Genomic DNA, 24,811 nt, shown 5'->3' on the forward strand with positions numbered 1-24,811 from the left:
TCGCAGTGGTCTAGCCAAGTCCCGGCGACCCGCGCAAGCCACTCCGTGGAGTCTTGGCCGAATCGGAACCATTCGCGTCAATCGTTGGCCGCACGGTGGGGTGCCCCGGGCCGGGCGAGGGCGGATGACAGGATGGTGGTGTGTCGAGCACCTGGTTCTGGATCGTTGTCATCGCCGTCGTCGTCCTGGTCGCCGTGCTGGTGGCGGGGCTGCTCATCGCGCGAAGGCGGCGGATCAGCATCGCCGAGCCGCGCGAGGTCGAGGAGAAGCCGAAGGGCGGCGGGTACACCGCGGCCGGCGGCATCGCGCTGGCCCCCGGCGGCACGGAGAAAACCACGGCCGAACCGGTCGAACATCCGGTGGAGGACCGGCCGGAGGTCGACGGCCAGCCCGCGGTGGGCGACGACGCGGCGGTCCCGCGCGACTCCGACCAGCGCACAGTGCTCGACGTCAAGCTCCCGGAGCCGGTCGAGGAAGCCGCGCCGCTCGACGAGATCGACCCCGCGACGGGGCGGCTGGAGCGGCTGCGCGGCCGCCTGTCGAAGTCGCGGTCGATGTTCGGGCAGAGCCTGCTGGGCCTGCTCGGCGGTGGCGACCTCGACGAGGATTCCTGGCAGGACGTGGAAGACACGCTGCTGGTCGCGGACCTCGGCGCGGCCACTACCACGCACATCGTGGAGCGGCTGCGGGACGAGCTCGGCCGCCGCGCCGCGCGGTCGTCGGCGGAGGCCCGCGAGGTGCTGCACGAGGTGTTGACGGCCGAACTGTCGACGGACGCCGAGCGTTCCGTCCGCGCGCTGCCGCACGAGGTCGACGGCAAGAAGCAGCCCGCGGTCGTGCTCGTCGCGGGCGTGAACGGCACCGGCAAGACCACCACCACCGGCAAGCTGGCGCGGGTGCTCGTGGCCCAAGGCGGCACCGTGGTGCTCGGCGCGGCCGACACGTTCCGCGCCGCGGCCGCGGATCAGCTGCAGACTTGGGGCGAGCGCGTGGGCGCGTCCGTCGTGCGCGGCAAGGAAGGCGCAGACCCGGCAGCGGTCGCCTTCGACGCGGTCAAGCAGGGTATCGCCGAGGGCGTCGACGCGGTGCTGGTCGACACCGCCGGGCGGCTGCACACCAAGACCGGCCTGATGGACGAGCTCGGCAAGGTGAAGCGGGTCGTCGAAAAGCAGGCCAAGGTCGACGAGGTGCTGCTCGTGCTCGACGCGACCACCGGCCAGAACGGCCTCGCGCAGGCACGGGTGTTCGCCGAGGTCATCGACGTGACCGGGATCGTGCTGACCAAGCTCGACGGCACGGCCAAGGGCGGCATCGTGTTCCAGGTCCAGCGGGAGCTGGGGGTGCCGGTGAAGCTCGTCGGCCTCGGCGAAGGCCCGGACGACCTGGCCCCGTTCGAGCCCGGCGCGTTCGTGGACGCGCTGCTCGGCTGAGCCGGTGGTGCTCTCCGGGCCGCGGATCCGCCTCCGGCCGCTCGAGCCGGGTGACCGGGCGCGGGTCCGGGAAATCCTTGCGGCGCCGGACGTTTCCCGCTGGTGGGGCGATCCGGACGAGGAGACCGACGACCTGCTGGTGGTCGAAGAAGGACACCAGGCTTACGCCATCGAGCTCGGCGGCGAGACCGTCGGCGTGATCCAGAGCTGGGAAGAGCTCGAACGGCGTTACCGGCACGCCGGGATCGACCTCGCGCTGCACCCGGACCACTACGGGCGAGGGCTGGGCGCGGAAGCGATCCGCGTGCTCGCCCGGCATCTGTTCGCGCAGGGACACCACCGGCTCACCATCGATCCGGCAGCGCACAACGCACGCGCCATCCACGTGTACGAGAAGCTCGGCTTCCGCCGCGTCGGTTTGCTCCGTGCCTACGAACAGGCCCTCGACGGCACCTGGCACGACTGCCTGCTCCTCGATCTCCTCAACGGCGAGCTCAGCTGACCGGCAGCTGCTGTGCGAGCCGGTCCGCGATCTTCTGCACGACCGGCGCGATGTGGCTCACCGCGTCGGCGGTCAGGCGACCCGAAGGACCCGACACCGACACCGCAGCGGGTACCGGAGCACCGGGTACCGCAACGGCAATGCAGCGCACGCCCAGCTCCTGTTCCGCTTCGTCCAGCGCATAGCCCTGACCGGCGATCTTCTTCAGCTCCGCGGCCAGCGCGTCCGGATCGGTGAAGGTGTGCTCGGTGTACGCAGGCATCCCCGTGCGCTCCAGCAGCGCGGTGACATCGCCGGGTGGCAGCTGTGCCAGCATCGCCTTGCCCACGCCGGTGCCGTGCGGCAGCAGCCGCCTGCCGACCTCGGTGAACATCCGCATCGAATGCTTCGAGGGCACCTGCGCTACGTACACCACCTCGTCGCGTTCCAGCACCGCCAGGTTCGCCGTCTCGCCGACCTCCTCGACCAGCTCCACCAGCAGCGGCCGTGCCCACGCGCCGAACTGCATGCTCGCGTTCTCACCGAGCCGGATCAGCCGCGCGCCGAGGGCGTAGTGCCGGTTGGTGTTCTGCCGGACGTACCCGAGCGCGACCAGCGTGCGGATCAGCCGGTGGATCGTCGGCATCGGCAGCCCGGACAGGGTCGCCAGCTCCGACAGGCTGGCCTCGCCGCCGGTGTCCGCCAGGTGCTCCAGCAGCTCGAACGCCCGCTGCAGGGACTGGACGCCGCCGTCGCGTCCGCTCTTCTCAGCCGCCACCAGTGGTCCTCCTCACAGACCCGGACAGACCCGATTGATGTTCCGCCATGCAGAAACTATAGTCCGTCAGGTAAAAACCGTAGGGACGTTATCCAAAGCACTACTCGGGGTGTTGCGCATGTCTGAAGTCCAGGTCCTCGGCGGTCCGGTCGAGCGCGGAGACGAGATCCTGACGCCGGAGGCCCTCGCGTTCGTCGCGGGCCTGCACGGCAAGTTCGCGGCGCGCCGGGACGAGCTGCTGGCCGCCCGTGGCAAGCGGCGCGAGGAAGCCCGTACCACCGGGCGGCTCGACTTCCTGCCCGAGACCAGGGAAATCCGCGAGAGCGAGTGGCAGGTCGCCGGTGCCCCGGCGGCATTGGGGGACCGCCGCGTGGAGATCACCGGCCCGACCGACCGCAAGATGACCATCAACGCGCTCAACTCCGGCGCGAAGGTGTGGCTGGCCGACTTCGAGGACGCCAACACGCCGCACTGGGTCAACGTGGTCGACGGCCAGGTCAACCTGTCCGACGCGATCCGCGGCACCATCACGCTCGACCAGAACGGCAAGCACTACGAGCTGAAGAAGGACGTCGAGCACGCCACCATCGTGGTCCGCCCGCGCGGCTGGCACCTCGACGAGCGCAACCTCACGTTCGGCGGCCGCAAGGGCGTCGGCGCGCTGGTCGACTTCGGCCTGTTCTTCTTCCACAACGCCCAGGAGCTGCTCAACCGCGGCAAGGGGCCGTACTTCTACCTGCCGAAGATGGAAAGCCACCTCGAAGCGCGGCTGTGGAACGACGTGTTCACGCACGCGGAGAAGGAGCTCGGCATCGAGCACGGCACCGTCCGCGCCACGGTGCTGATCGAGACCATCCCGGCGGCGTTCGAGATGGAGGAAATCCTCTACGAGCTGCGCGAGCACGCGTCCGGCCTCAACGCGGGCCGCTGGGACTACCTGTTCAGCGTGATCAAGTACTTCCGCGACGCGGGCGAGAAGTTCGTGCTGCCGGACCGCAACTCGGTCACCATGACCGCCCCGTTCATGCGTGCGTACACCGAACTGCTCGTGCGTACCTGCCACAAGCGCGGCGCGTTCGCGATCGGCGGCATGGCCGCGTTCATCCCGAGCAAGGACCCCGAGGTCAACCAGGGTGCCTTCGACAAGGTGCACGCCGACAAGGCGCGCGAGGCCGGCGACGGCTTCGACGGCTCGTGGGTCGCGCATCCGGGCATGGTCGCACTGTGCAAGGAGGAGTTCGACAAGGTCCTCGGCGACAACCCGAACCAGCTCGAGCGCACCCGTGACGAGGTCAGCGTGACCGCGGACCAGCTGCTGGACGTCGCCTCGACGCCGGGCAGCGCCACCGCGGCCGGGCTGCGCGCGGCGGTCGACGTCGGCATCCGCTACCTGGCCTCGTGGCTGGGTGGCAACGGCGCGGCGGCGATCCACAACCTGATGGAAGACGCGGCCACGGCGGAGATTTCGCGGTCGCAGGTGTGGCAGTGGGTGAAGAACGGGACGCAGCTGGACAACGGCGAGAAGGTCACCGCGGAGCTGGTGCGCGGGGTCGTCGCGGACGTGCGGGGCGACCTGGCCGCCGAGGTCCCCGACGACCTGCTGAAGCCGGCTGTCGAGCTGTTCGAGCAGGTCGCGCTGGCCGACGAGTTCCCCGACTTCCTCACCCTGCCGGCGTACGAGCACATCCAGTAATGGGCACCGGACGGCTCACTGAGGACGTCTACACCGCCGCCGACACGCGCCTGGCCGAGGCCGACGCGCGCGTCGCGGCAAGCTATCCCGGTGAGCCGCCGGGCCGCCGTCCCGTGCACACGGTGTACGTGCCGGCGTCGCAGTACCGCACGCGCCTGGTCGCCGATTGGGGCAAGCAGGCGATGCGGGTGTTCGTGGAACACGGTGACCTGCTGGAACTCGACCCGGCGGTGGCCGATCGGGTCCGCGAAAAGCTCCTCACCGAGCCGATCGAGGACCTGCGGATCGACTTCGAGGACGGCTACGGCCACCCCGGCGACGAGGCCGAGGACGCCGCCGCGGTGGCCGCCGGGCGCACGCTCGCGACCACCGGGGGTACGCCGTTCGTCGGGATCCGGTTCAAGAGCTTCGAAGCGGCCACGCGCCGCCGCGGTATCCGCACGCTCGACCTGTTCCTGTCCGGGCTCCTCGACGAGGGGTCGCTGCCGGACGGGTTCGTGGTGACGCTGCCGAAGGTGACTGCGGTGGAGCAGGTCGAGGTTGCCGCGGAGGTGTTGGGGCGCTTGGAAACCGCGTACGGGCTCGCTGAGCGCACGCTGCGGTTCGAGGTGCAGATCGAGACCGCACAGTCGATCCTCGCGACCGACGGCACGGTTTCGGTGGCGCGCATCATCCAGGCCGCGGACGGTCGGTGTTCGGGCCTGCATTACGGCACCTACGACTACAGCGCGGGCCTTGGCATCAGCGCGGCGTATCAGAGCATGGCGCATCCGTCGGCGGATTTCGCCAAGCAGGTCATGCAGGTCGCGGCCGCGGGCACCGGAGTGCGGCTGTCCGACGGCTCGACCAACCGGCTCCCGATCGGCGACGACCTGCCGGGCGCGTGGGCCGAGCACCTGCGCCTGGTCCGGCGGTCCCTGGAGAACGGCTTCTACCAGGGCTGGGACCTGCATCCGCACCAGCTGCCCACGCGATACGCCGCCACGTACACCTTCTACCGCGAGGGTTTCCCGTCCGCGGCAAAGCGGTTGCTGGACTACGCGGCGAAGACGGCCGGTGGCGTGCTGGACGAACCGGCGACGGCGGAGGCACTGGCGAGGTACCTGCTGGGCGGCTTCCACTGCGGCGCGGTGGCCGAGCCGGAGCTGCCGTTCGACGTGGCAACCCTCGACGCCTACGCCCGCCGGCTGGCCTGACTCGCGCCGCCCCTTATACCGGTCCGAACCGGGATAAACCCTCACAAGTGGTCTGGGTAGACTTCCTGCCGGTCTTTCAGGGGCGGGAAGGAAACGCGCGATGCCAGACACGGCCGAAACCTTGGAGTTCCAGTCCGAGGCACGCCAGCTGCTGCAGCTGATGATCCACTCGATCTACTCGAACAAGGACATCTTCCTGCGCGAGCTGGTCTCCAACGCCTCCGACGCACTCGACAAGCTGCGGCTAGAGACGTTCCGCGACAAGGAGCTGCAGGCCGAAACGGACAATCTGCACGTCGAGATCCAGCTGGACGCCGACGCGCGCACCCTCACCGTGCGCGACAACGGCATCGGCATGACCCGCGACGACGTCGTCAACCTCATCGGCACCATCGCCAAATCCGGCACCGCGGAGTTCCTGCGCCAGCTCAAGGAGTCCAAGGACGCCGCCGGGCAGGACCTGATCGGGCAGTTCGGCGTCGGCTTCTACTCCAGCTTCATGGTCGCGGACAAGGTCACCCTCGTGACCCGGCGGGCGGGTACCGATGAGGGCGTGCGCTGGGAGTCCTCCGGCGAGGGCACCTACACGATCGAACCGGTCGCCGACGCCCCGCAGGGCACCGCGGTGACGTTGCACCTCAAGCCTGCCGACGACGAGGACCACCTCTACGACTACACGTCGCCGTGGAAGGTGCGCGAGATCGTCAAGCGGTACTCGGACTTCATCACCTGGCCGGTGCAGATGGCCAAAGAAAGCACTGCGGGTGACGAGGGCAACGACGCTGCGGGTCTGGAGACCGTCAACTCGATGAAGGCGCTGTGGGCGCGCTCGAAGGACGAGGTCTCCGACGAGGAGTACCACGAGTTCTACAAGCACATCAGCCACGACTGGACCGATCCGCTGGAGACGGTCCGGATGCAGGCCGAGGGCACCTTCGAGTACCAGGCGCTGCTGTTCCTGCCGTCGCGGGCGCCGATGGACCTGTTCATGCGGGACGCGAAGCGCGGCGTGCAGCTGTACGTCAAGCGCGTGTTCATCATGGACGACTGCGAAGCGCTGATGCCGAACTACCTGCGTTTCGTGAAGGGCGTCGTCGACGCGCAGGACCTGTCGCTGAACGTGTCGCGCGAGATCCTCCAGCAGGACCGCCAGATCCGCGCGATCCGGCGGCGGCTGGAGAAGAAGATCCTCGCCACGCTGAAGACGATGATGACCGAGGACGCCGAGAAGTACGCGACGTTCTGGGCCGAGTTCGGCCGCGCGGTCAAGGAGGGTCTGCTCGATGACCCGGAGAACCGCGAGCAGATCCTGGAGATCTCGTCGTTCGAGTCGACGCACCACGCGGAGAAGCCGACCACGCTGCGCGACTACGTGTCGCGGATGAAGGACGGCCAGGAGCACATCTACTACCTCACCGGCGAATCGCGGTCCACGATCGAGAACTCGCCGCACCTGGAAGCGTTCCGCGCCAAGGGGTACGAGGTGCTGATCCTCACCGACCCGGTCGACGAGATGTGGGCCGACGCGGTCAGTGGCTTCGACGGCAAGACGTTCCAGTCGGTCGCGAAGGGCGAGGTCGACCTCGACGAGATCCCGCAGGAGCGGCAGGACGAGTACGCGGACCTGCTGAAGTGGATGTCGGCGACCCTCGACGCGGTCAAGGAGGTCCGCCTGTCCTCGCGGCTGACCACGTCCCCGTCGTGCATCGTCGGCGACGCGGGCGACCTCACGCCGACGCTGGAGAAGATGTACCGCGCGATGGGCCAGGAAATGCCGCAGGTGAAGCGGATCCTGGAGCTGAACCCGGACCACGCGCTGGTCACCGGCCTGCGCACGGCGTTCGCGGAGCACCCGGAGGACCCGTCGCTGGTCGAGACGGCGGAGCTGCTGCACGGGATGGCGTTGCTCGCCGAAGGCGGCGACCTGCCCGACCCGAGCCGCTTCTTGGCTTTGGTCGCGGACCGGGCGGCGAAGGCGCTCTGACCCTCAGGAGCGCTTACCGTCGTGTCCGAGTTCGGTCAGCAGGCGCCGCGCGACGTCCACCACTGCGGCGCCTGCCACGGCCATCGGTTCCGTCGAGCGCATCGAGCGGGCCAGCACGAACGCGCCTTCGAGGCTGGTGACGAGGGTGATCGTCAGCGTTCGCGCTGCTTCGGAGGGTAAGCCGAAGGGGGCGAAACCCTTGGTACCCGCGGCAATCCACGCCTCGAAGACGTCCGCCGTCGCCTTGCGCAGCGGTTCGTTCGTGGTCGCCACTTCGAGCGCGACGGTCGCGATCGGGCAGCCTTCGACGTAATTCGTTTCGAGCAGCGTGGTGACCGCGGCGCCGAAGAACGCCTCCAGGCCGCCGATCAGGTCCGGCGCGGGCGCGATGAACACCTCGAACAGCTGCGCGTACTGCATTCCCGAGGTGCGTACCACTTCTTCGCCCAGCTGTTCCTTGCCGCCGGGGAAGAAGTGGTACAGCGACCCGAAGGGCGCACCCGCCTTCTCGACGATCTGCTTCACGCCGGTTCCGGCGTACCCGCCCTGCCGGAAGAGTTCCGTGCCGGCGGCGAGGATGCGGTCCTTGGTGCCTGTCACGACACCGAGGATAGCTCTTTCGCGGTAGAGCGTTCTATCAAGCGCGGCCGGAAGACCAGGTTCAGCACGACGGCCGTCAGGCAGCCGGCGCTGATCCCGGAGTTGAGCACGACCTGCAGAGCGGCCGGGAAACCGGAGTAGAAGTCCGGCATCGCGATCGGGATCAGGCCGACGCCGAGTGAAGCGGCGACGATCGCGACGTTGCCGGGATGCTCGAACGACGCCTTCGCGAGCGTCCGGATGCCGCTCACCGCGACGCTGCCGAACAGCACCAGCCCGGCCCCGCCGAGCACCGGCTGCGGCACCAGCGCGACGATCCCGCCGGTCACCGGGAAAACACCCAGCAGCACCAGCACCACACCGCTGGCCGCGACCACGTACCTGCTCACCATGCGGGTCAGCGAGACGAGCCCGATGTTCTGCGCGAACGCCGTGCACGCGAAGCCGCCGAAGATGGTGCCGACGGCGGTGGACAGACCATCCGCGCGCAGGCCGTCGGCGAGGATGCGGCTGGTGGTCGGCCGTTCGACGATTTCGCCGAGGGCCAGCAGGTCAGCGGTGCTTTCGGCCATCACCACGAGCATGACGATGAGCATCGAGACGATGGCCGCGACGTCGAAGACCGGCGCACCGAAGTGGAACGGCGTCGCGATGCCGAACACCGGCGCCTCGCGCAACGTCGATGTGTCGACTTCACCCAGTGGCCAGGCGACCACTGTGCCCACGACCAGTCCGAGCAGCAGCGCGATCCGGCTCCAGAAGCCGGTCAGGAACCGGGTGAACACGAGGACCGCGATCAGCGTGATCCCGGCGAGGACGAGCCCTGACGGCCGGGCCGCTTTCTGTTGCGCGGCAATCCATTGCACCGCGACCGGCAGCAGTGAGACGCCGATGAGCGTGATGACCGTTCCGGTCACCACCGGCGGGAAGAACCGGGTGAGTCTCGAAAAGAACGGTGCGGCGAACACGACGAACATGCCGCCGACAAGAGTGGCGCCGTACACCACGCCGAGCGCGTTGCCGGAGCGGTGTTGCGCCACGATGGACAGAATTGGCGCCACCGCAGCGAAAGTGACGCCGTTGACCAGCGGCAGCCGGGCGCCGAAACGCCAGCAGCCGAGGGTCTGCAGGAGGGTGGCCAGACCAGCGGTGAACAGCGCGGCGCTGATCAGCAGCGTGAGCTGTCCGGGCGAAAGGCCGACGGCGGCGCCGATCACGAGCGGCGGCGCCACCACTCCGGCGTACATGGCCGCGACGTGCTGGATCCCGCCCAGGACGAGCTGGGGGAGGGGAGGCGCCGTGTCGACGGGATGCCGGGCTGGTCGGTCTTGCGAAGCTGACATGCGCTCTCCCGGAGGGGCTCGGGGCTAGAGCACGGCGTCGGTCCAGGCCGGGCCGGGCTCTTCGGCTTCGTCGCGGACCACTGTGCCTTCGATGAGGCCGTACGGGCGGTCGGCGGCGTAGAACACCTCATTGTGATTCTCGAGGCCGAAGGGGCTTAGATCGACGAGGAAATGGTGCTTGTTGGGAAGGGCGAACCGGATTTCGGCGACCTCCGGCCGGGCCTGCAGCACGGCCTCGCCCATCGCGTACAGGGTCTGCTGCAACGACAGGCTGTGCTTGGTGGCGAACGTTTCCAGTAGCGTCCGCCGGATCTCCCGATGGCTCTTGGCCCAGTCGATCCCGGTGTATCCCTGGTACCGCCAGCGCGCGGTGACGGCGGTGGCGAGAATGCGGTCGTCGGTTTCGGCGAGGGTGGTGTACTCGTCGCGCGGGTAGCCGTGGAACTCCGAACCGCCGGACTTGAGCACCACGAGACCGTCCACTCCGGACACCACCCACGCGCGGTCGGGCTGCACGGTCACCGTGGTGGTCCGGCGTTCGCCGCCGGAGCTGCTGAACGAGTGGTCGTGCGGCGCGCCGTCCACCGCGATCCGGTCCCACTCCTGCTCTTCGACCGAAATCCGCGCGCCGGTGATCTTTTCCTGCGTACCGACGAAATGCCGCCCGAGCCGCAGCGCGAAATCCTCGATCTCGCCGACGTCCTGCTGCTTGGCGAACGCGTACACGGTGTTCTTCTGCGTGTCGGTGGCGAGCACGGCGGAGTTGTCGCCGGTGAGATGCGTGTCGGTGAGGTCACCGCGCAGCGCGGAGGACACCGTGAGGTCGCGCAGGTGATGCACCGCGCCGTCGCGGCGGACGGTGACCAGCCGGACCTCGGCTTTGCCGTATTGGTTGGGGCCCAAGGAGATTCCCACGTCAGCTCCCTCGGTAGGTCGAATAGGCGAACGGGCTCAGCAGCACCGGCACGTGGTGGTGCGCCGTGCCGTCGGTGATCCGGAACGTGATGGTGATGTCCGGGAAGAACGCCTGCGGACCCAGGTAGTCCGCGGTGTCGAAGACGAGCCGGTACCCGCCGGGCGCGAGCGTTTCCGGGCCGAGGTCGCGGATCCGGCCGTCGTCGTCGGTGACGCCGTGCGCGATCGCCGTGCCGTCGTGGTGCTCGAACCGCACCGCGATCCCGGCGGCGGGCTTGCCCTTGGCCGTGTCGAGGACGTGGGTGGTCACCAGGCTCATGCCGTTACCGCTTTCGCCAGGCGCAACTGCGCGATCTTGGCCAGCTCGGCGCCGGCGACGTCGAGTTCGGTCTCCGGGTCGTTGGCCAGCCGGGACCGCAGGTTCGCCAGCAGTTCGGCGCCGCTGCGGCCGCTCGCGCACACCAGGAACACGTGGCCGAACTTGGCTTCGTACTCGGCATTGGCGGCGGCGAACTCGTCGGCATTGTCCACTCCGGACTGTTCGGACCGCGACCAGTCCGCGTCGGTTCCCTTGCCGCTCGGCCGTTCCCCGATCCGCGGGTGCGCGGCCATCGCGGCGCGGATCTCGTCCCGGCGTAGCGGCGTCGCACTGTCGGCGCTCTTGGCGAGCGCGGCGACGTCGGCGTACGGACGGCCGTCCAGCACGGTGTCGACCCAGCGCGGCACGGCCAGGCACGCGGTGAGCGTGGACCGCAGTTCCGCAGCGGGCGCGGAGTTGAACTGGGCAAGCGTCAACGGAATCTCCTCGCAGCGGGGGGTGCCGCTGACGGTACGGGCGACCCGGCCCGTGCGTCAACACTTTGTTGAAAGCCCTCTTCAGTCGGCTTCGCGATTGAGGTAGTTGTAGACCGTGAACCTCGTGACCCCGAGCTCCTCAGCCACCGCCGAGACCGATTTCCGCAGGTTGAAGGCCCCGCGCTCGCGCAGCAGCCGCACCGCGCGCTGCTTGCCGGGGCGGTCCAGGTCGACGAGTTTGGCCCCGAGTTCGCGCTCGACGTCGGCGATCAGCCGGGTCAGCGCGCTGTTGAGCTCGACCGCCGGTGCGGGGCCGGGTTCGTCGGTGCGGCGCAGCTGCAGGGTGACCCGGGTGGCGCCGCCTTCGAGCGCGGCCCTGGCGATGGACGGCAGCGCGGCGAGCAGGTCGTCGGCGCGGCCGCGGGCGAGGGTGCCGAGCGGACCGAAATCGGTGTCGAGCCCGGCGGCGTCGGCGGCATCGCGGGCGTGCACCGCGTGGTCCGGCGGCGCGCCCTCGCCGCGGAACGGTTCGCTGGTGAACTCGGCTTCCAACTCCACCCGCTGACCGTAACGTGGTGGGCGTTGACTAGCCGCGAGCGACGTGGTTAATCTCGGTAAGCGAAAGAGTATTTCCGTAAAGTGGAATTGGAGGGTACCGCCGATGGATCTCGTGGTGCGCGCCGCGCGAGCGGTGACCTCCGCCGGCCTCGGCCCGGCGACGATCGGCGTGCGGGACGGCCGGATCGCCGCGGTCGAGCCGGGCATCGCCGATCTGCCGGGTGCCCAGGTCGTGGACCTGGCCGCCGACGAGGTGCTGCTGCCCGGGCTCGTGGACACGCACGTGCACGTGAACGACCCCGGCCGCGCCGAATGGGAGGGCTTCGCGAGCGCGACCCGCGCGGCCGCGGCCGGTGGCGTCACCACGATCGTCGACATGCCGCTCAACAGCCTGCCGCCCACGGTCGACATGGCCGCGCTGGAGGTCAAGCGCAAAACGGCGAGTGGCCGGGTACACGTGGACGTCGGATTCTGGGGCGGCGCGATTCCGGGTAACGAGGGCGACCTGCGCGGGCTGTACGACGCCGGGGTTTTCGGGTTCAAATGCTTCCTGCTGCATTCGGGCGTCGACGAGTTCCCGCCGCTCGACGCCGCCGGGCTGGAATCGGCGCTGCGCGAACTGTCGTCGTTCGACGCATTGATGATCGTGCACGCGGAGGACTCCGAGGCAATCGACGCGGCGCCTGACCCGCACGGCGAGAAGTACCGTGATTTCCTCGGTTCCCGCCCGCGCGGTGCGGAAAACCTGGCCATCACCCACGTGATCGAGGCGGCCCGGCGCACCGGCGCCCGCGTGCACGTCCTGCATCTGTCCTCTTCGGACGCTCTGCCGCTGATTTCCAGTGCCCGCCGCGAAGGGGTCGCGCTGTCGGTGGAGACGTGTCCGCACTATCTGACGTTCGTGGCCGAGGAAATCCGCGACGGGGCAACGCAATTCAAGTGCTGTCCGCCGATCCGCGAAGCGGCGAACCGGGAACTGCTGTGGCAGGGTCTCGCCGACGGCGTGATCGACACGATCGTCAGCGACCATTCGCCGTGCACGCCGGAGCTGAAACGCTTCGACACCGGCGATTTCGGCCTGGCGTGGGGCGGGATTTCGAGCCTGCAGCTGGGCTTGCCGGCAATCTGGACGCAGGCGCGGCAGCGTGGGTACGGGCTCGTCGACGTGGTGCGCTGGATGGCCGAACGCCCGGCGGCGCAGGTCGGGATGACGCGTAAAGGACACCTCGAAGTGGGCTACGACGCGGATTTCTGCGTGTTCGCGCCCGACGAGGCGTTCGTGGTGGACGTCGCGAAGCTCGCCCACCGCAATCCGGTGAGCGCGTACGACCAGCGCCCGCTGGCCGGCGTCGTGCGGGGGACGTGGCTGCGCGGCGAACCGGTGACCGGCGACGAACCGCGGGGCCGCCTGCTGACGCGGGGGAACTGCTAGAGATGGAGGAGCACGTGTCCGACCGTCCGGAATGGACAGCCCAGCCCGACCTGGCCTCGCGGCAGTTCGGCGGCACCGTGATGTGGGCGAGCGACGAACTGTTCGCCGAAAAGGAAAACCTGGTCAACCCCTGGCGGCCGGCCCACCGCGCGGAAACGTTCGGCCCGAAGGGTCAGGTCTACGACGGCTGGGAAACCCGGCGCCACCGCGAACCGGGCGACGACCACGCGCTGGTACGCCTTGGCCTGGCCGGGGTGATTTCCGGCGTCGTGGTGGACACGGCTTTCTTCAAGGGAAACTACCCGCCGTTCGTCTCCGTCGCCGCAGTCTCCCTGCCCGGGTACCCGAGCGCGGCCGAACTCCGCGATGCCGACTGGGACATCCTGGTAGACCACGAACCAGCGGCCGGGGACACGGAAAACTTCTTCAAGGTAACGACTTCACGGCGCTACACCCACGTACGCCTGACCCAACACCCAGACGGCGGCGTCGCACGGCTGCGGGTACACGGGGTCGCGGTGCCCGATCCCACACTCCTGGACCCACGCTCGCTGGACCTGGCGGCGTTGGAGAACGGCGCAGTGGTGACGGGATGCAGCGACATGTTCTATTCGTCGCCGAGCAACATGTTTTCGCCGGGCCTGGCCGCGCACCAGGCCGAAGGCTGGGAAACCGCCCGCCGCCGAGACGACGGAAACGACTGGGCGACGGTCCGCCTGGCAGGCGCAGGCGTAGTGCGCTTCGCAGAGCTGGACACGAGCAACCTGAAGGGAAACGCACCAGGCTGGGCCTCCGTAAGCGGCCGCCTGGACGACGGCGAGTGGGTCGCGTTGTTACCGCGCACGCGCCTCCAGCCGGACACCCGACACCGCTTCGCATTGGCAGACGGCCCAGAAATCACGGAAGCCAGACTGGACATCTACCCAGACGGCGGCCTGGCCCGCCTACGCCTATTCGGCGAACTGTCCACCCGAGGCCGCGAAACCCTGACCACCAAATTCTCCGACACCGCAAGCTAGCCACAATTCCGTGAAGGCCACCTTCACGGAATCTGATTCCCTCAAGGTTCCCTTCACAGCCCTTCACGGACCCACCACCCACTCACCCGCCGCCCGCGCGCCCACCCGGACCCCGGCACCCAGACCCGGTCCTAAGCTCGCACACGGTTTGAGGGGCTTGTCAAGGCATCTTTCCCGCCTTGACAAGCCCCTCAAACCGTAGTGACACTCGGGCTTCGGGGTGCCCCCACGCAACAATTCCCCAACACAGAACCCTCACGGAGCCTTAGGATCAGGATGATCCTTACGCCACTGCTCCCCCTCCTCTTTCCAAGCCTGCTCAGCCTGCATGTGAATATCAGTGAGCGCCTTGTCCAAATTCACCCCGGTCTTACCCGCCCACCCCGCAGCATTCTTCGCGCTCTTGGCATCCGAAATAGCCTTGATCACCGGATAATACTGCGAAAACTTGGGACTGCTCCGCACCCAGTTCTCGATGAACTTGACCTTGTCCCAGCTGGCCCCCTTCAACCAGCTCTCATGCTTCTTCATCCACTCGAACTCCCCAGCCCTGAACGGCGACACCGGCGGCTTCGGCTCCCCACCGGCAGTCGACGGCGTAGTCGACTGGCTCGGCGTGGGATGCGGAGTAGGCGGCGGCGTGGGATGTGGCGTCGGCGGCGGAGTGGGATGCGGAGTACCCGACGGCGTCGGATGCGGCGCCGACGACGGATTCAAATGCTGATCCCACTTCAGCCAGTCCTGAAGATGCTGATCCGGCGGCGGAGTCTGATTCCTCGGCGGCGGCGGTGTCTCATTCCTGGGCGGGGGCGTCTCGTTCCGTGGCGGCGGAGTCTCATTCCGCGGTGGAGGAGTCTCATTCCGCGGTGGATTGTGCGGCGCCCCAGACCCGGACCCACCCCCATGCCCACCCGACCCGCCAGAACCCCCATGCCCACCCGAACCAGGCGTAGGCTGCGGCCGAATCGGCGTCATCTCATGCGAATTCGGCTTCGACGGCATCGGCTTGACCTTCGAAGCCAACTCCGCCACCCGCTGCATCGACCGGCCACCCAGCGCAGTCAGCTTGACCACCTTGGTCGTCAACGCCACCACCGTGGCCACCGCCTTGGCAACGATCACCCCCACCGCAACCACAATCGACGCGCCGAACGTGAACACCGCCATCGCCAAAGCGACCAGCGCCGTCGCGATGATTTCACCGATGATCGTGGCAATGATGTCCCGGATGAGTGACCGCGCCGCGTAGACCACCGCCATCGTGGTCTCGACCACATACCCCGCGGTGTCAACCGCGTGCCCGGCATCCTTGATCTGCGTGACCCGGGTGTTGACCTGGTTCTTGAACCGGTTCGCCGACTCGCCCTCCCACTGCGTGATCTGGGCTTTCAGCGCGGAATCGAGGTCGGTCGACGCCTGGCGCAGCTTCTCGCCGATCTTGTGCAGGCCCTCGGCGAGCTTCTTGATCTCGGCGGGGTCACCGGCGAGCTGGTCGAGCGGTTCCTTGAGGAACGAGATGTGCTCGATCAGCCACCCGACCCCCGCGGCCATGAGTTTCGCCAGCGGGTCCAGCGCAAAGGCGACCGTGTCGGCGATCGCGCTGACCGCGGTGATGCCGATCTCGACACCGACCGCTGCGGTGTCGGCGCCGTGTGCATGTTTGAGGTGGTCGATCGCGGACGCGAAGCTCTTCCAGCTGTCGAAAACCCCGGCGCCGGTCGTCGAGTTCGTCGACGTGATCGGCTCGACGACGCTCATTTTCCGATCTCCGGAAGGAACTTGTCGATGCCGTCCTTCGCGGTGGCGTCCTGGTCGCGGTAGGCCTTCGCGGCTTTCTTGGTGAGGTCCGCGGTTTCGGTGACGTTGCCGGAGATCTTGTCCAGGTTCCCGGCGACGACCCCCATCGTGATCCGCGCGGGCACCGCGAAGACCTGGGCGAGGAAGATGCCGAACGCCTGGTTGTCGAAACCGTTGGCGGTGTGCACGTCGGCCGCGGCCTGTTTCACCGCGGGTGACGTGGTTTTCTCCAGATAGCCGCTGAACTTGTCCAGTTCCGCCGGATCGACCTTGAAGTCCTTGCCTGCCACCGATCGTCCTCTCCTGCCGGGCGTGAGCCGACGAAGTAGACCAGTGGCGGCTGAACCACGGGCGACCGCCGGGGGACCGCAGGCTGAACTCGGCCGGTGGCTGCCCGTCCGCCCCGCGGGTGGTGCCCGAAGGGGTCAGTCCCGCGCGCCGGGCCGGTTCAGGTACGCGGAGAAGGAGGACAGCAGGCACGCGACCCCCACGATCGCGGTGACCCACCACGGGCCGCCGACGACCAGGTTCCACACGAACGCAGCAGCCATGAGCACGGCCGCGATGATGTTCCTGATCTGCAGCCCGGAGGGTTTCGCCATGCCGCCAGCCTCTCACGAGCCCCGCCGCGGACCGCGCGGGCTTGCCTGGTGAACGCTAGGTTGCTAGCATTCTAGAATGGCCGGTGAAGAGGTCAAGCAGTTCAACGTGTACCTGCCGGTCGAGCTGATCAAGCAGGTGAAGTACCGGGCGATCGAGACCGAGCAGTCGCTGTCCGCGCTGGTCACCGCGGCCCTGCGGGCGTATCTCGGCGAACCGGGAAACTCGGGAGAGGACGGATGACATGACTGACGGCATCACGATGCTCGTCGTGGAAACGCACAACTGGGGCAAGACCGCGAAGTTCCTGCAGCGGCTCGGCTTCGGCCTCGATTTCGAGACCGACCACAACTCGGGCCAGCTGTCGGGCGGCGACGGCCCGCCGATCTTCGTGGTCGAGGTACCTGCGGGGCAGGAGCCGAAGACTGCCGTGGTGGTGGCGGTGCCGGAGGACTCCGTCGACCCGGAGCTGGACGTCATCGCGCCGTTCGAGGACACCCACTACGGCACGCGCGAGATGACCGTGCGCGACCCGGACGGTCGCACGTGGGTACTGCGGGCTGCTTCGTGACAGGGTCCTCGGCGCTGCCGGACCACACCGCAGTGCGCGTCGCGTTGTGGCGCGCGCTGCACGTGCTCGCCGACGCGCCACCGCACGCGCTCGAGGACGTGATCGGGCTCCAGCTCGCCGATCCAGGACCCGATTGGCGCGCAAGGCCGGACATGGACCTCAGCTTCACCAGCCGGTTCCGCGCGGGCATCGTCCTGCGCAGCCGGTTCGTGGAGGACCTGGTGCGCGAGCACGCCGTATCGCAGTACGTGCTGCTGGGCGCCGGTCTCGACACCTTCGCCCAGCGCGAGCCGAACCACGGCGTGCGGGTCTTCGAGATCGACCAGCCGGGAACGCAGGCCTGGAAGCAGGCACGACTGGCCGAGCTTGGCCTCCCGTCGCCGTTCTTCGTGCCGGTCGACTTCGAGTCGGGCGAGCAGTGGCCGGACAGCTTGGCAGCCAACGGTTTCGACGCAGGTCAACCCGCCGTGGTCGCGTCCACCGGCGTGAGCATGTACCTCACTCGCGAGGCGAATGCGGCGACCTTGCGTGCGCTCGCGGGCTTCGCGCCGGGCACCGTGGTGGCGATGACGTTCCAGCAGCCAGAGGAGTACCTCGACGAACCGGACCGCGTCGCTCGGGCAGCCGCGATGAAGGGCGCGAAGGCCGCGGGTACGCCGTTCGTGAGCTTCTTCGCCCCGGACGAAATGCTGGAGTTCGCGCGGGAATGCGGCTTCCGGGACGTCCGGCACGTCAGCGCGGACGACCTCAGCGACCGGTACCTGTCCGGCCGCCCGGACGGGATGCGCACGTCGGGAGAGGATTTCCTGGTCGCGACTGTCACCGAAGGCTGAGCTACTTCCCGACCTGAAGCACCACTTTCCCGTGCACCCCACCGGCTTCGAGCATCTCGTGGGCCGCCGCGATCTCGCTCAGGTCGAACACCCGGTGCACCACCGGCCGGAGCGCCCCGCGTTCGGCCAGGTCGGCCAGCTGATCGAGCCGTGCGCGGGACGGCGCGGCGCGGAAGAACCGCACCCGGCCGGAAATCGTCGAGGCGGCCAGGTACCCGATGCTGCGGACCGGGGTGCGGAGGTCGAATGCGATGGTTGCCATCCGGCCGTTTTCGGTCAGCAGCTTGCGAAACCGGGGGAGCTCGGTGCCGTGGGTGTCGAAGATGACGTCGAAGGTACCGAGCTGGGCGGAGTAGTCGAACACCTCGTCGGCGCCGAGGCCGCGGACGAAATCCGCACTCCGGGACAGCGCGGTGACGTGTGCGCCCAGGTGCTTGCCGAGCTGTACGGCGATGCTGCCGACCCCGCCGTTCGCGCCACGGACGAGCAGCCGTTCCCCTCGGGCCAGACGTGTCTTGTCCTGTAACCCGGTCAGTGCGACGGTACCGCCGGCGAGCAGCGTGACGGCTTCGGTGTCACTGAGGTTTTTCGGTGCCGGAGCGACGTTTCCGGCTGGGACCGCGACGTACTCGGCCGCCGCACCTTCGCGCCGTCGTTCGTCGACAGCTCCCCACACCCGGTCGCCGATGTCGACCCCGGCGCCCGCCTTGACCACCTCGCCGACGAAATCGATGCCGACCATCCGCGGGAACTTCCGTCCGGTCACGAGCCGCAACCGGCCGGCGCGCATCAGCAGGTCGCCGCCGTTGACAGTGGTGGCGGTGACCCGGACGAGAACGTCCTGGTCACCGACGGCCGGGATGGGCAGTTGCCCTTGGTACAGCACACTCGGCGGTCCGTACCGGTCGTGGAGGGCGGCGCGCATCGGTGGTCAGCCTTCTTTCGCTGTGGTGACCGGGACTGGCGTGTCCGCGGGTTTCTTGGTGCGGGGCAAGAGGAACGCCGCGATGACCCCGGCGGCGACGAGGATCACGGTGCCGGTGAAGAACGCGCTGGTGAACCCGCTGACGGTCGCGCTCAGGACGTCCTGCTGCGTCGGCCGGGCGACGGCGTGAAGGCGGCTGGTGGTGGTTTGCGCGGCAATGGCGTTGAGCAATGCCACGCCGAGCGCGCCACCGATCTGCTGCAACGCGTTGACCAGCGCGGACGCCACCCCGGTGTCCCGCTCGGCGACGCCTGCCGTCGCCAGGTTGATGGCCAGCGCCAGAATCACGCCGACGCCGAGCCCGGCGATGATCAAGCCCGGCCCGATGTGTGGCCAGTACCGGCCGGAATCGGGAAGCGCGGTCAGCCAAGCGATGCCGAACGCGCCGACGAGCGCGGCTCCCACGAATGCCGCCGCGGCGGGAATGCGCGTGAACGGTTTCGCCGACGCGGTCACCGCGCCGACGACCACCCCGCCCAGCAGCGGCAGGAACGCCATGCCGCTTTGCAACGGGGAGAAGCCGAGGATCTGCTGAAGGTAGTAGACGATGAACAGGAACATCGAGAACATCGCGACCGGCGTGAGCGCCACAGCCACGAGCGCGGCGCCACGTTTCCGGTCGGCGACGATCCGCAGCGGCAGCAGTGGGGCGGACGACCTCGCCTGCATGAGCACGAACAACGCGGTCGCCACGACCCCGGCGCCGATCAGGGTAAGCGTGGCGGGGTCGCCCCATCCGGCGCTGCCGGCGTGGTCGAAGCCGTAGACGAGCAGTCCGAGCCCGGCCGCCGCGACCACCGCACTGGGCAGGTTCACCGGCACCGGGTCGCTCGGTTTCGTGCTGCGCAGCAGGAAAAGGCAAGCGACGAGCACCACGACCACGATCGGCACGTTGACGTACATGCCCCACCGCCAGTTCAGATGCTCGGTGAGCACGCCGCCGAGCACGAGCCCGACCGCGCCGCCCGCCCCCGTGACACCGCCGAACACCGCAAACGCCCGCCGCCGCTCTGCGGGTTCGGTGAAGATGTGGTTGAGCAACGAGAGAACCGCCGGCGCGAGCAACGCGCCGGACGCACCTTGAAACGCCCGCGCGGTCACGAGGACGGTGAAGTTCGGCGCCAGCCCACCCACCGCCGACGCGACCGCGAACCCGACCAGCCCGGCGAGCAGCGCGCGCCGAGCCCCGAACCGGTCGGCGAGCCGCCCGCCGGTGAGCAGCAGCGCACCGAAAGCGAGCGCGTAAGCGGTCACGATCCATTGCCGCTGCAGATCGGAAAAGCCGAGGTCAGCCTGGGCGCGAGGCAGCGCGATGTTGATGATGGTGACGTCCATGACGTCGGTCAGCTGGGCAAGCGCCAGGATCCCCAGCGCCCACCACCGGTATCTCGTCACGGGTCCACCGTTCCTTCGACTAAGTGGAGAGGTCTCACCACTTAGGACCCGAGCGTAGCACCGACCACCGGGAGGCGGCACTATCGTGGGTGCCCGGAGAATGGATGGTGTGATGGGAGCGGCCGAGCTGAGGGCAGACGCCCAGCGCAACCGTGACCGCATCGTGCAAGCCGCGCGGCACGCATTCGCAACCGAAGGAACGACGGTGTCGATGGCGGAAATCGCCCGCCGCGCAGGCGTCGGTTTCGCCACCGCGCAACGCCGGTTCCCGACGAAGGAGTCGCTGATCCGCGAGGTGGTGGGCGAGCAGCTGGCCGGGATCGGGGAGCTTGCCGGTCGAATGGGTGAGGCCGGGCGAATGGGCGAGGGCAGGCGGTCCGGTGAGGTCGGGCGAATGGGTGAGGTCGGGCGGTCCGGTGAGGTCGGGCGAGTGGGCGAGGTCGGGCGGTCCGGTGAGGTCGGGCGAATGGGCGAGGCCGGGCGGCCCGGTGAGGTCGGGCGAATGGGCGAGGCCGGGCGGCCCGGCGAGGCTGGGCGAATGGGCGAGGCTGGGCGAATGGGCGAGGCCGGGCGATCCGGCGACCCGTGGGAGGTCTTTACCACCCCGATCCGCGCCTGCTGCGCACACCAGGCCAATGAACCGGGCCTGGCCGGAGCACTGGCCCAGGCCCTGGCAGCCGTGACGTCGGCGGGCGTGCGCGAGGCAGTCGAGCCGGTGTTCGCCACCCTGGCGGAACCGGCAAAAGCCGCCGGAAAACTCCGGAACGACGCCACCTTCGACGACGTACTGCTGATCTTGAAAGCAAACGCCGGCGTGGTGGCCAACTCCCCAGGCCACGAAACCGAAGAATCGCAGCGATTCGTGGAACTGGCGTTGAACTCACTGCGCGTCGGGGGGCGTTGAGCGCCTGCTCGGTCGCTTGGGTGGGGTGAGCGGCCTGGCCGTGGCTAGCCGAGCGGGTGGCTTGGTGAGTGGAACGGCTTGGTGAGCGGGCGGCTTGGTGAGTGGAACGGCTTGGTGAGCGGGTGGCTTGGTGAGTGGAACGGCTTGGTGAGCGGAACTCGGGTCGGGGTGAGCTTGTTCGGTTGTGGCTACCCGGGCGGTGGCTAGTCGGGTGAACTCGGCTCGGAAGGGCCGGTCGCTGTGGTTCCAGCGGGGCGCGAGTCGGCCTGGGAAGCGCGGTCCGGGAGCTGGTTGGCCTGGTCGGGGAGCCTGGATGTCCGGTCGCTGATGGAAGCCGCCACCGTGTCCGCAACCCGGCCACTGCGACTGCAACCCAGCAACCGCAAGCCTGCGACTGCCACTCCCGCCACTGCGACTGCAAGCCTGCGACTGCAAGCCCGCGACTGCAAGCCCGCGACCGCCACTCCCGCCGCAATCATGTCCGTAACCACCGCCACCGCGACCCCGGCCACGGCGACCCCGACCGCCGCCACGGTGGCCGGAACCCTCCACCGTGTCCACTCGACTCCACCCCGGCCACCGCGACCGTGTTCGGCGTGCTCTGTTCAGGGGGCTGCTTGGCGGCGGGAGCTGATCACACCTGTGTTGAAGCCCGCCAGGTGAAGGCCTCCGGCGAAGCGGGCGTGTTCGATTTTCACGCAGCGGTTCATCACCACGTCGAGGCCGGCTTCGTGGGCGCGGTCTGCGGCTGGTTCGTGCCGCAGGCCCAGTTGGAGCCACAGCGTGCGGGCGCCTGCGGTGATGACTTCTTCGGTGACGTCCGGGAGGTCGTCGTGTTTGCGGAACACACTCACCAGGTCCGGTTGGCTCGGGAGGTCCTTCAGCGACGGGTACACCGGATGGCCCAGCAGCGTGTCCAGGCGCGGGTTGACGAAGGTGACGTCGTACCTCGTGGATGACAGCAGGTACGTTGCCACGAAGTAGCTCGGTCGCGCGGGATTTGCCGACGCGCCAACAATCGTGACCGACTTCGTGCGGGTCAGGATCCGTCGCCGTTCGACTGCGCCGACGTCGTAGCTCATGCGGTCACCGCCTTGTCGAGCGCTTGGTCCAGGTCCCACAGCAGGTCTTCGACGTCCTCCAGGCCCACCGACAGCCGGATCAGGTCCGGGCTGACGCCGGCTGCCGCGAGCCGGTCTTCGGACAGTTGCGCGTGTGTGGTGGAGGCTGGGTGGATGACGAGCGTCCGGGCGTCGCCGACGTTGGCCAAGTGCGACAACAGTTCCACCGATTCCACGAACTTCTCGCCTGCCGTCCGTCCGCCTTTCACCCCGAATGAGAACACCGCTCCCGGTCCGGCCGGGAGGTAGCGCGCGGCGAGGTCGTGGTCCGGGTGGTCGGGCAGCCCGGCGTAGGAGACCCAGGCGACCCGCGGATCGGCGTTGAGGTAGTCGGCGATCGCGCGCGCGTTGGCGACGTGCGCGTCCATCCGCTGCGGCAGCGTTTCGACGCCCTGCAGCAGCAAAAACGCCGAATGCGGCGACAGGACCGCGCCGATGTCACGCAGTTGTTCCACCCGCAGCCGGGTGCAGAAGGCGTATTCGCCGAAGTTCTCCCAGTATTTGAGCCCGCCGTAGCTGTCGACCGTTTCGGTCATGCGCGGGAAATTGCCGTTGCCCCAGTCGAATGTGCCCCCTTCGACGACCACGCCACCGAGCGTCGTGCCGTGCCCGCCGAGGAATTTCGTGGCGGAGTGGAGCACGATGTCCGCGCCGTGCTCGATCGGGCGGCAAAGGTACGGCGTGGCGAGCGTGGCGTCGACCACCAGCGGAATGCCGTGCGAGTGCGCGAGATCGGCCAGCCCGGTGAGGTCCGCGATCGCGCCACTCGGGTTGCCGATCATCTCGGTGTAGAGCAGCTTCGTGCGCTCCGTGACCGCCGCGGCGTACGCGTCGACGCCACCATTGACGAACGTCGTCTCGACCCCGAACCGCGCGAGCGTGCCGGTGAGCTGCGTGACGGTGCCGCCGTACAGCCCGCTGGCCGACACGATGTGGTCACCGGCCTCGGCGAGCGCGGAGAACGTGAGGAATTCCGCGGCCTGCCCGCTTGCCGTCGCGACCCCGCCGATCGCCCCCTCGAGACTCGCGATGCGCTCCTCGAACGCCGCGACGGTCGGGTTGCCGATCCGGCTGTAGATGTTCCCGTACTTCTGCAGCGCGAACAGGCTGGCCGCGTCGGCGGTGTCCTCGAACACGAAGCTCGTGGTCTGGTAGATCGGCACGGCCCGGGCCCCGGTGGTGGGGTCGGGGGTACCCCCGGCATGCAGCGCGCGGGTGCGGAAGCCCCAGGTACGTTCGCTCATCAGGCGCCACGCTAACCCAGCCCTGGGCGGGGAGGCCATTCTTCCCGGAGTGTGGCCTGGCCCTGCGGAGCGGTGTTGGTGATTGTCGCGGGGAGCCTTGGTTGCGGGGAGTGCATGGGTTCGGTGCGAGCTGCAGGTATTGCGGAGTTTGCCGGGGGTTGTGAGTGCAGGTTGTGGGCGCGCGTGCGGAACGGGGTGTGGGATCCGAGTGCGGGACGCACTGTGCGAGGCGAACGGGGGTGCGACGGGTGGTGGTCGGGCAGTGGGCTGGGGTGGGCTTGGACTGCGTGTGGCGAGGCGGCTGCGGGGTACGTGGGGTTGAGGGGCCTGGGCGGTGCGCGCTACAGAGTGTGATGCGGGCTGCTGGATTCGGTGCACGGGTACGGGGGTGTGGTGCGGGCTGTACGTGGTCATCGGCGCTGGGCCACCTCGGGCAGGTTGGATCGGGATGCGGGGGGCGTGAGTGCCGAGGCGCGCATCCGGGCTGGTGGTGGGAAGGGTTCGGGTTTGTTGGGTTTGGGAGAGGGGCTTACGTCAGTGCCAGTGCCAGTGCCGGTGCCGGTGCCGGTGCCGGTGCCGGTGCCGGTGCCGGGCTGGTGCCTGTGTCGGGGCCCTGGGCGGGGCGGTGAGGCTGGAGCCGGTATCCATTCTGGTGCTGGAGCTGGAGCCGATATCCATTCCGGTGCTGGTGCCGGTGTCCCGGCTTGGGTCTAGGCCGAAGCCGGGACACGGGTCAGACCCGGGTCCGCTGCGGGAGCTGAGGTTGGCGTCGGGGTGGGGGGCTTGGCCGGAGTCGGGACTGGTCTTGAGGCCAGAGTCGGAGTCGGGACTGGTGTCGAGGTCAGAGTCGGAGTCGGGACTGGTCTTGAGGTCAGAGTCGGAGTTGGGGCTGGTGTTGAGGTCAGAGTCGGAGTTGGGGCTGGTGTTGACGCGAGAGTCCGAGTCGGTGTTGGGGGTGCGGTTGTTGAGGTGAGGGTCCAGGTCGGAGTTGGCGGGGCCGTCGGAGTGGGTATCTGGCGTGGTGCCGGGGCGGTGCTTGGGGTGGGTGGTGGGTTGGGTACGGGTGGTGGGTTGTGGGCGGTGTTGCGGAGGGGTTTTTGTTCGGGGTCGAGGATTGTGGGTGGGATCCAGTGGACG

25 protein-coding genes are annotated in these 24,811 nt (G+C 68.7%); 11 read left to right on the forward strand and 14 right to left on the reverse strand.

The genetic code is table 11. From position 1 onward, the window contains the following. The first annotated feature begins 140 nt into the window (after positions 1-140). Both ftsY and OO71_RS37535 read left to right on the forward strand, forming a co-directional pair. A complete protein-coding gene (ftsY, locus tag OO71_RS37530; RefSeq protein ID WP_033294786.1) occupies positions 141-1,430 on the forward strand; it encodes a signal recognition particle-docking protein FtsY in 1,290 nt (429 codons plus the stop codon). Positions 1,431-1,434: 4 nt separating this feature from the next. Continuing rightward, positions 1,435-1,932, forward strand: a complete 498-nt coding sequence (locus OO71_RS37535) for a GNAT family N-acetyltransferase (protein ID WP_033294787.1) — start codon at positions 1,435-1,437, stop codon at positions 1,930-1,932. Here OO71_RS37535 and OO71_RS37540 read toward each other — a convergent pair. Further along, positions 1,925-2,689 (reverse strand): IclR family transcriptional regulator, encoded by a 765-nt coding sequence (locus OO71_RS37540; RefSeq protein WP_033294788.1) that lies wholly within the window; start codon positions 2,687-2,689, stop codon positions 1,925-1,927. The genes OO71_RS37535 and OO71_RS37540 overlap by 8 nt on opposite strands. 118 nt (positions 2,690-2,807) lie before the next feature. On the opposite strand from OO71_RS37540, the gene aceB reads away from it, so the two are divergent. From aceB to htpG, 3 genes are all read left to right on the forward strand, one after another. After that, a complete protein-coding gene (aceB, locus tag OO71_RS37545; RefSeq protein WP_033294789.1) occupies positions 2,808-4,382 on the forward strand; it encodes a malate synthase A in 1,575 nt (524 codons plus the stop codon). Further along, complete coding sequence (locus OO71_RS37550) at positions 4,382-5,578, forward strand: DUF6986 family protein (RefSeq protein ID WP_033294790.1); 1,197 nt, start codon at positions 4,382-4,384, stop codon at positions 5,576-5,578. The genes aceB and OO71_RS37550 overlap by 1 nt, the downstream gene beginning before the upstream one ends. Positions 5,579-5,678: 100 nt before the next feature. Further along, positions 5,679-7,562, forward strand: a complete 1,884-nt coding sequence (gene htpG / locus OO71_RS37555; protein ID WP_033294791.1) for a molecular chaperone HtpG — start codon at positions 5,679-5,681, stop codon at positions 7,560-7,562. Positions 7,563-7,565: 3 nt separating this feature from the next. Here the strand turns inward: htpG and OO71_RS37560 are convergent, their stop codons facing one another. The 6 genes from OO71_RS37560 to OO71_RS37585 all read right to left on the reverse strand — a co-directional run bounded on the left by OO71_RS37560 (position 7,566) and on the right by OO71_RS37585 (position 11,773). Continuing rightward, on the reverse strand, positions 7,566-8,162 hold the full coding sequence (locus tag OO71_RS37560) for a TetR/AcrR family transcriptional regulator (protein ID WP_033294792.1): 597 nt from the start codon (positions 8,160-8,162) through the stop codon (positions 7,566-7,568). Further along, positions 8,159-9,505 (reverse strand): nucleobase:cation symporter-2 family protein, encoded by a 1,347-nt coding sequence (locus OO71_RS37565; protein ID WP_051792712.1) that lies wholly within the window; start codon positions 9,503-9,505, stop codon positions 8,159-8,161. The genes OO71_RS37560 and OO71_RS37565 overlap by 4 nt, the downstream gene beginning before the upstream one ends. A 24-nt stretch (positions 9,506-9,529) precedes the next feature. Beyond that, positions 9,530-10,420, reverse strand: coding sequence for a factor-independent urate hydroxylase (pucL, locus tag OO71_RS37570; RefSeq protein ID WP_033294793.1), 891 nt, complete (start codon positions 10,418-10,420; stop codon positions 9,530-9,532). A gap of 1 nt (position 10,421) precedes the next feature. Next, positions 10,422-10,739 (reverse strand): hydroxyisourate hydrolase, encoded by a 318-nt coding sequence (gene uraH / locus OO71_RS37575; protein WP_033294794.1) that lies wholly within the window; start codon positions 10,737-10,739, stop codon positions 10,422-10,424. Next, positions 10,736-11,215, reverse strand: coding sequence for a 2-oxo-4-hydroxy-4-carboxy-5-ureidoimidazoline decarboxylase (uraD, locus tag OO71_RS37580; RefSeq protein ID WP_033294795.1), 480 nt, complete (start codon positions 11,213-11,215; stop codon positions 10,736-10,738). The genes uraH and uraD overlap by 4 nt, the downstream gene beginning before the upstream one ends. Positions 11,216-11,296: 81 nt before the next feature. After that, a complete protein-coding gene (locus OO71_RS37585) occupies positions 11,297-11,773 on the reverse strand; it encodes a helix-turn-helix domain-containing protein (RefSeq protein ID WP_033294796.1) in 477 nt (158 codons plus the stop codon). 103 nt (positions 11,774-11,876) lie between these two features. Here OO71_RS37585 and allB point away from each other — a divergent pair, with 103 nt between their 5' ends. Together allB and alc are read left to right on the forward strand one after the other, a co-directional pair. Beyond that, a complete protein-coding gene (gene allB, locus OO71_RS37590) occupies positions 11,877-13,205 on the forward strand; it encodes an allantoinase AllB (RefSeq protein WP_033294797.1) in 1,329 nt (442 codons plus the stop codon). 2 nt (positions 13,206-13,207) lie between these two features. After that, entirely contained in the window at positions 13,208-14,224 is a 1,017-nt protein-coding gene (gene alc / locus OO71_RS37595) for an allantoicase (protein WP_033294798.1), read from the forward strand. 255 nt (positions 14,225-14,479) lie between these two features. Here alc and OO71_RS37600 read toward each other — a convergent pair whose 3' ends face one another. The 3 genes from OO71_RS37600 to OO71_RS51365 all read right to left on the reverse strand — a co-directional run bounded on the left by OO71_RS37600 (position 14,480) and on the right by OO71_RS51365 (position 16,623). Then, the gene (locus OO71_RS37600) at positions 14,480-15,982 is read right to left on the reverse strand and encodes a WXG100 family type VII secretion target (protein ID WP_033294799.1); all 1,503 of its coding nucleotides are present in this window, start codon (positions 15,980-15,982) and stop codon (positions 14,480-14,482) included. Next, positions 15,979-16,311, reverse strand: a complete 333-nt coding sequence (locus tag OO71_RS37605; protein WP_033294800.1) for a hypothetical protein — start codon at positions 16,309-16,311, stop codon at positions 15,979-15,981. Before OO71_RS37605 ends, OO71_RS37600 begins: the two co-directional genes overlap by 4 nt. 135 nt (positions 16,312-16,446) lie before the next feature. After that, complete coding sequence (locus OO71_RS51365) at positions 16,447-16,623, reverse strand: hypothetical protein (protein ID WP_169776615.1); 177 nt, start codon at positions 16,621-16,623, stop codon at positions 16,447-16,449. A gap of 76 nt (positions 16,624-16,699) precedes the next feature. On the opposite strand from OO71_RS51365, the gene OO71_RS37610 reads away from it, so the two are divergent. Genes OO71_RS37610 through OO71_RS37620 form a run of 3 tightly spaced genes read left to right on the forward strand, consistent with a single transcriptional unit; the run spans position 16,700 to position 18,025 of the window. Then, positions 16,700-16,864, forward strand: a complete 165-nt coding sequence (locus tag OO71_RS37610) for a ribbon-helix-helix domain-containing protein (protein ID WP_033294801.1) — start codon at positions 16,700-16,702, stop codon at positions 16,862-16,864. A 1-nt stretch (position 16,865) separates the two neighbouring features. Then, entirely contained in the window at positions 16,866-17,192 is a 327-nt protein-coding gene (locus OO71_RS37615) for a VOC family protein (RefSeq protein ID WP_033294802.1), read from the forward strand. After that, the gene (locus OO71_RS37620) at positions 17,189-18,025 is read left to right on the forward strand and encodes a class I SAM-dependent methyltransferase (RefSeq protein WP_033294803.1); all 837 of its coding nucleotides are present in this window, start codon (positions 17,189-17,191) and stop codon (positions 18,023-18,025) included. Before OO71_RS37615 ends, OO71_RS37620 begins: the two co-directional genes overlap by 4 nt. 1 nt (position 18,026) lies before the next feature. Here OO71_RS37620 and OO71_RS37625 read toward each other — a convergent pair whose 3' ends face one another. Together OO71_RS37625 and OO71_RS37630 are read right to left on the reverse strand one after the other, a co-directional pair. Continuing rightward, positions 18,027-18,950, reverse strand: a complete 924-nt coding sequence (locus OO71_RS37625; protein ID WP_033294804.1) for an NAD(P)-dependent alcohol dehydrogenase — start codon at positions 18,948-18,950, stop codon at positions 18,027-18,029. 6 nt (positions 18,951-18,956) lie between these two features. Continuing rightward, positions 18,957-20,405, reverse strand: a complete 1,449-nt coding sequence (locus OO71_RS37630; protein ID WP_051792715.1) for an MFS transporter — start codon at positions 20,403-20,405, stop codon at positions 18,957-18,959. A gap of 112 nt (positions 20,406-20,517) precedes the next feature. Here OO71_RS37630 and OO71_RS47945 point away from each other — a divergent pair, with 112 nt between their 5' ends. Continuing rightward, the gene (locus OO71_RS47945; protein WP_051792717.1) at positions 20,518-21,309 is read left to right on the forward strand and encodes an SbtR family transcriptional regulator; all 792 of its coding nucleotides are present in this window, start codon (positions 20,518-20,520) and stop codon (positions 21,307-21,309) included. Between the two features lie 605 nt (positions 21,310-21,914). Here OO71_RS47945 and OO71_RS37640 read toward each other — a convergent pair. Next, positions 21,915-22,391: a CoA-binding protein gene (locus OO71_RS37640; protein ID WP_033294805.1), complete on the reverse strand. Its 477-nt coding sequence runs from the start codon at positions 22,389-22,391 to the stop codon at positions 21,915-21,917. Next, the gene (locus tag OO71_RS37645; protein ID WP_033294806.1) at positions 22,388-23,674 is read right to left on the reverse strand and encodes an O-acetylhomoserine aminocarboxypropyltransferase/cysteine synthase family protein; all 1,287 of its coding nucleotides are present in this window, start codon (positions 23,672-23,674) and stop codon (positions 22,388-22,390) included. Before OO71_RS37645 ends, OO71_RS37640 begins: the two co-directional genes overlap by 4 nt. Positions 23,675-24,811: the final 1,137 nt, after the last annotated feature.

This window comes from Amycolatopsis jejuensis (assembly GCF_000717335.1).
GTDB classification, from domain to species: domain Bacteria; phylum Actinomycetota; class Actinomycetes; order Mycobacteriales; family Pseudonocardiaceae; genus Amycolatopsis; species Amycolatopsis jejuensis.

Coding starts and splice junctions, on each gene's coding strand:
- aceB (WP_033294789.1), top strand. CDS start 2,808: ATGTCTGAAGTCCAGGTCCTCGGCGGTCCGGTCGAGCGCGGAGACGAG.
- OO71_RS37550 (WP_033294790.1), top strand. CDS start 4,382: ATGGGCACCGGACGGCTCACTGAGGACGTCTACACCGCCGCCGACACG.
- htpG (WP_033294791.1), top strand. CDS start 5,679: ATGCCAGACACGGCCGAAACCTTGGAGTTCCAGTCCGAGGCACGCCAG.
- OO71_RS37565 (WP_051792712.1), bottom strand. CDS start 9,505: ATGTCAGCTTCGCAAGACCGACCAGCCCGGCATCCCGTCGACACGGCG.
- uraH (WP_033294794.1), bottom strand. CDS start 10,739: ATGAGCCTGGTGACCACCCACGTCCTCGACACGGCCAAGGGCAAGCCC.
- allB (WP_033294797.1), top strand. CDS start 11,877: ATGGATCTCGTGGTGCGCGCCGCGCGAGCGGTGACCTCCGCCGGCCTC.
- alc (WP_033294798.1), top strand. CDS start 13,208: ATGGAGGAGCACGTGTCCGACCGTCCGGAATGGACAGCCCAGCCCGAC.
- OO71_RS37600 (WP_033294799.1), bottom strand. CDS start 15,982: ATGAGCGTCGTCGAGCCGATCACGTCGACGAACTCGACGACCGGCGCC.
- OO71_RS51365 (WP_169776615.1), bottom strand. CDS start 16,623: ATGGCGAAACCCTCCGGGCTGCAGATCAGGAACATCATCGCGGCCGTG.
- OO71_RS37610 (WP_033294801.1), top strand. CDS start 16,700: ATGGCCGGTGAAGAGGTCAAGCAGTTCAACGTGTACCTGCCGGTCGAG.
- OO71_RS37615 (WP_033294802.1), top strand. CDS start 16,866: ATGACTGACGGCATCACGATGCTCGTCGTGGAAACGCACAACTGGGGC.
- OO71_RS37625 (WP_033294804.1), bottom strand. CDS start 18,950: ATGCGCGCCGCCCTCCACGACCGGTACGGACCGCCGAGTGTGCTGTAC.
- OO71_RS47945 (WP_051792717.1), top strand. CDS start 20,518: ATGGGAGCGGCCGAGCTGAGGGCAGACGCCCAGCGCAACCGTGACCGC.
- OO71_RS37640 (WP_033294805.1), bottom strand. CDS start 22,391: ATGAGCTACGACGTCGGCGCAGTCGAACGGCGACGGATCCTGACCCGC.
- OO71_RS37645 (WP_033294806.1), bottom strand. CDS start 23,674: ATGAGCGAACGTACCTGGGGCTTCCGCACCCGCGCGCTGCATGCCGGG.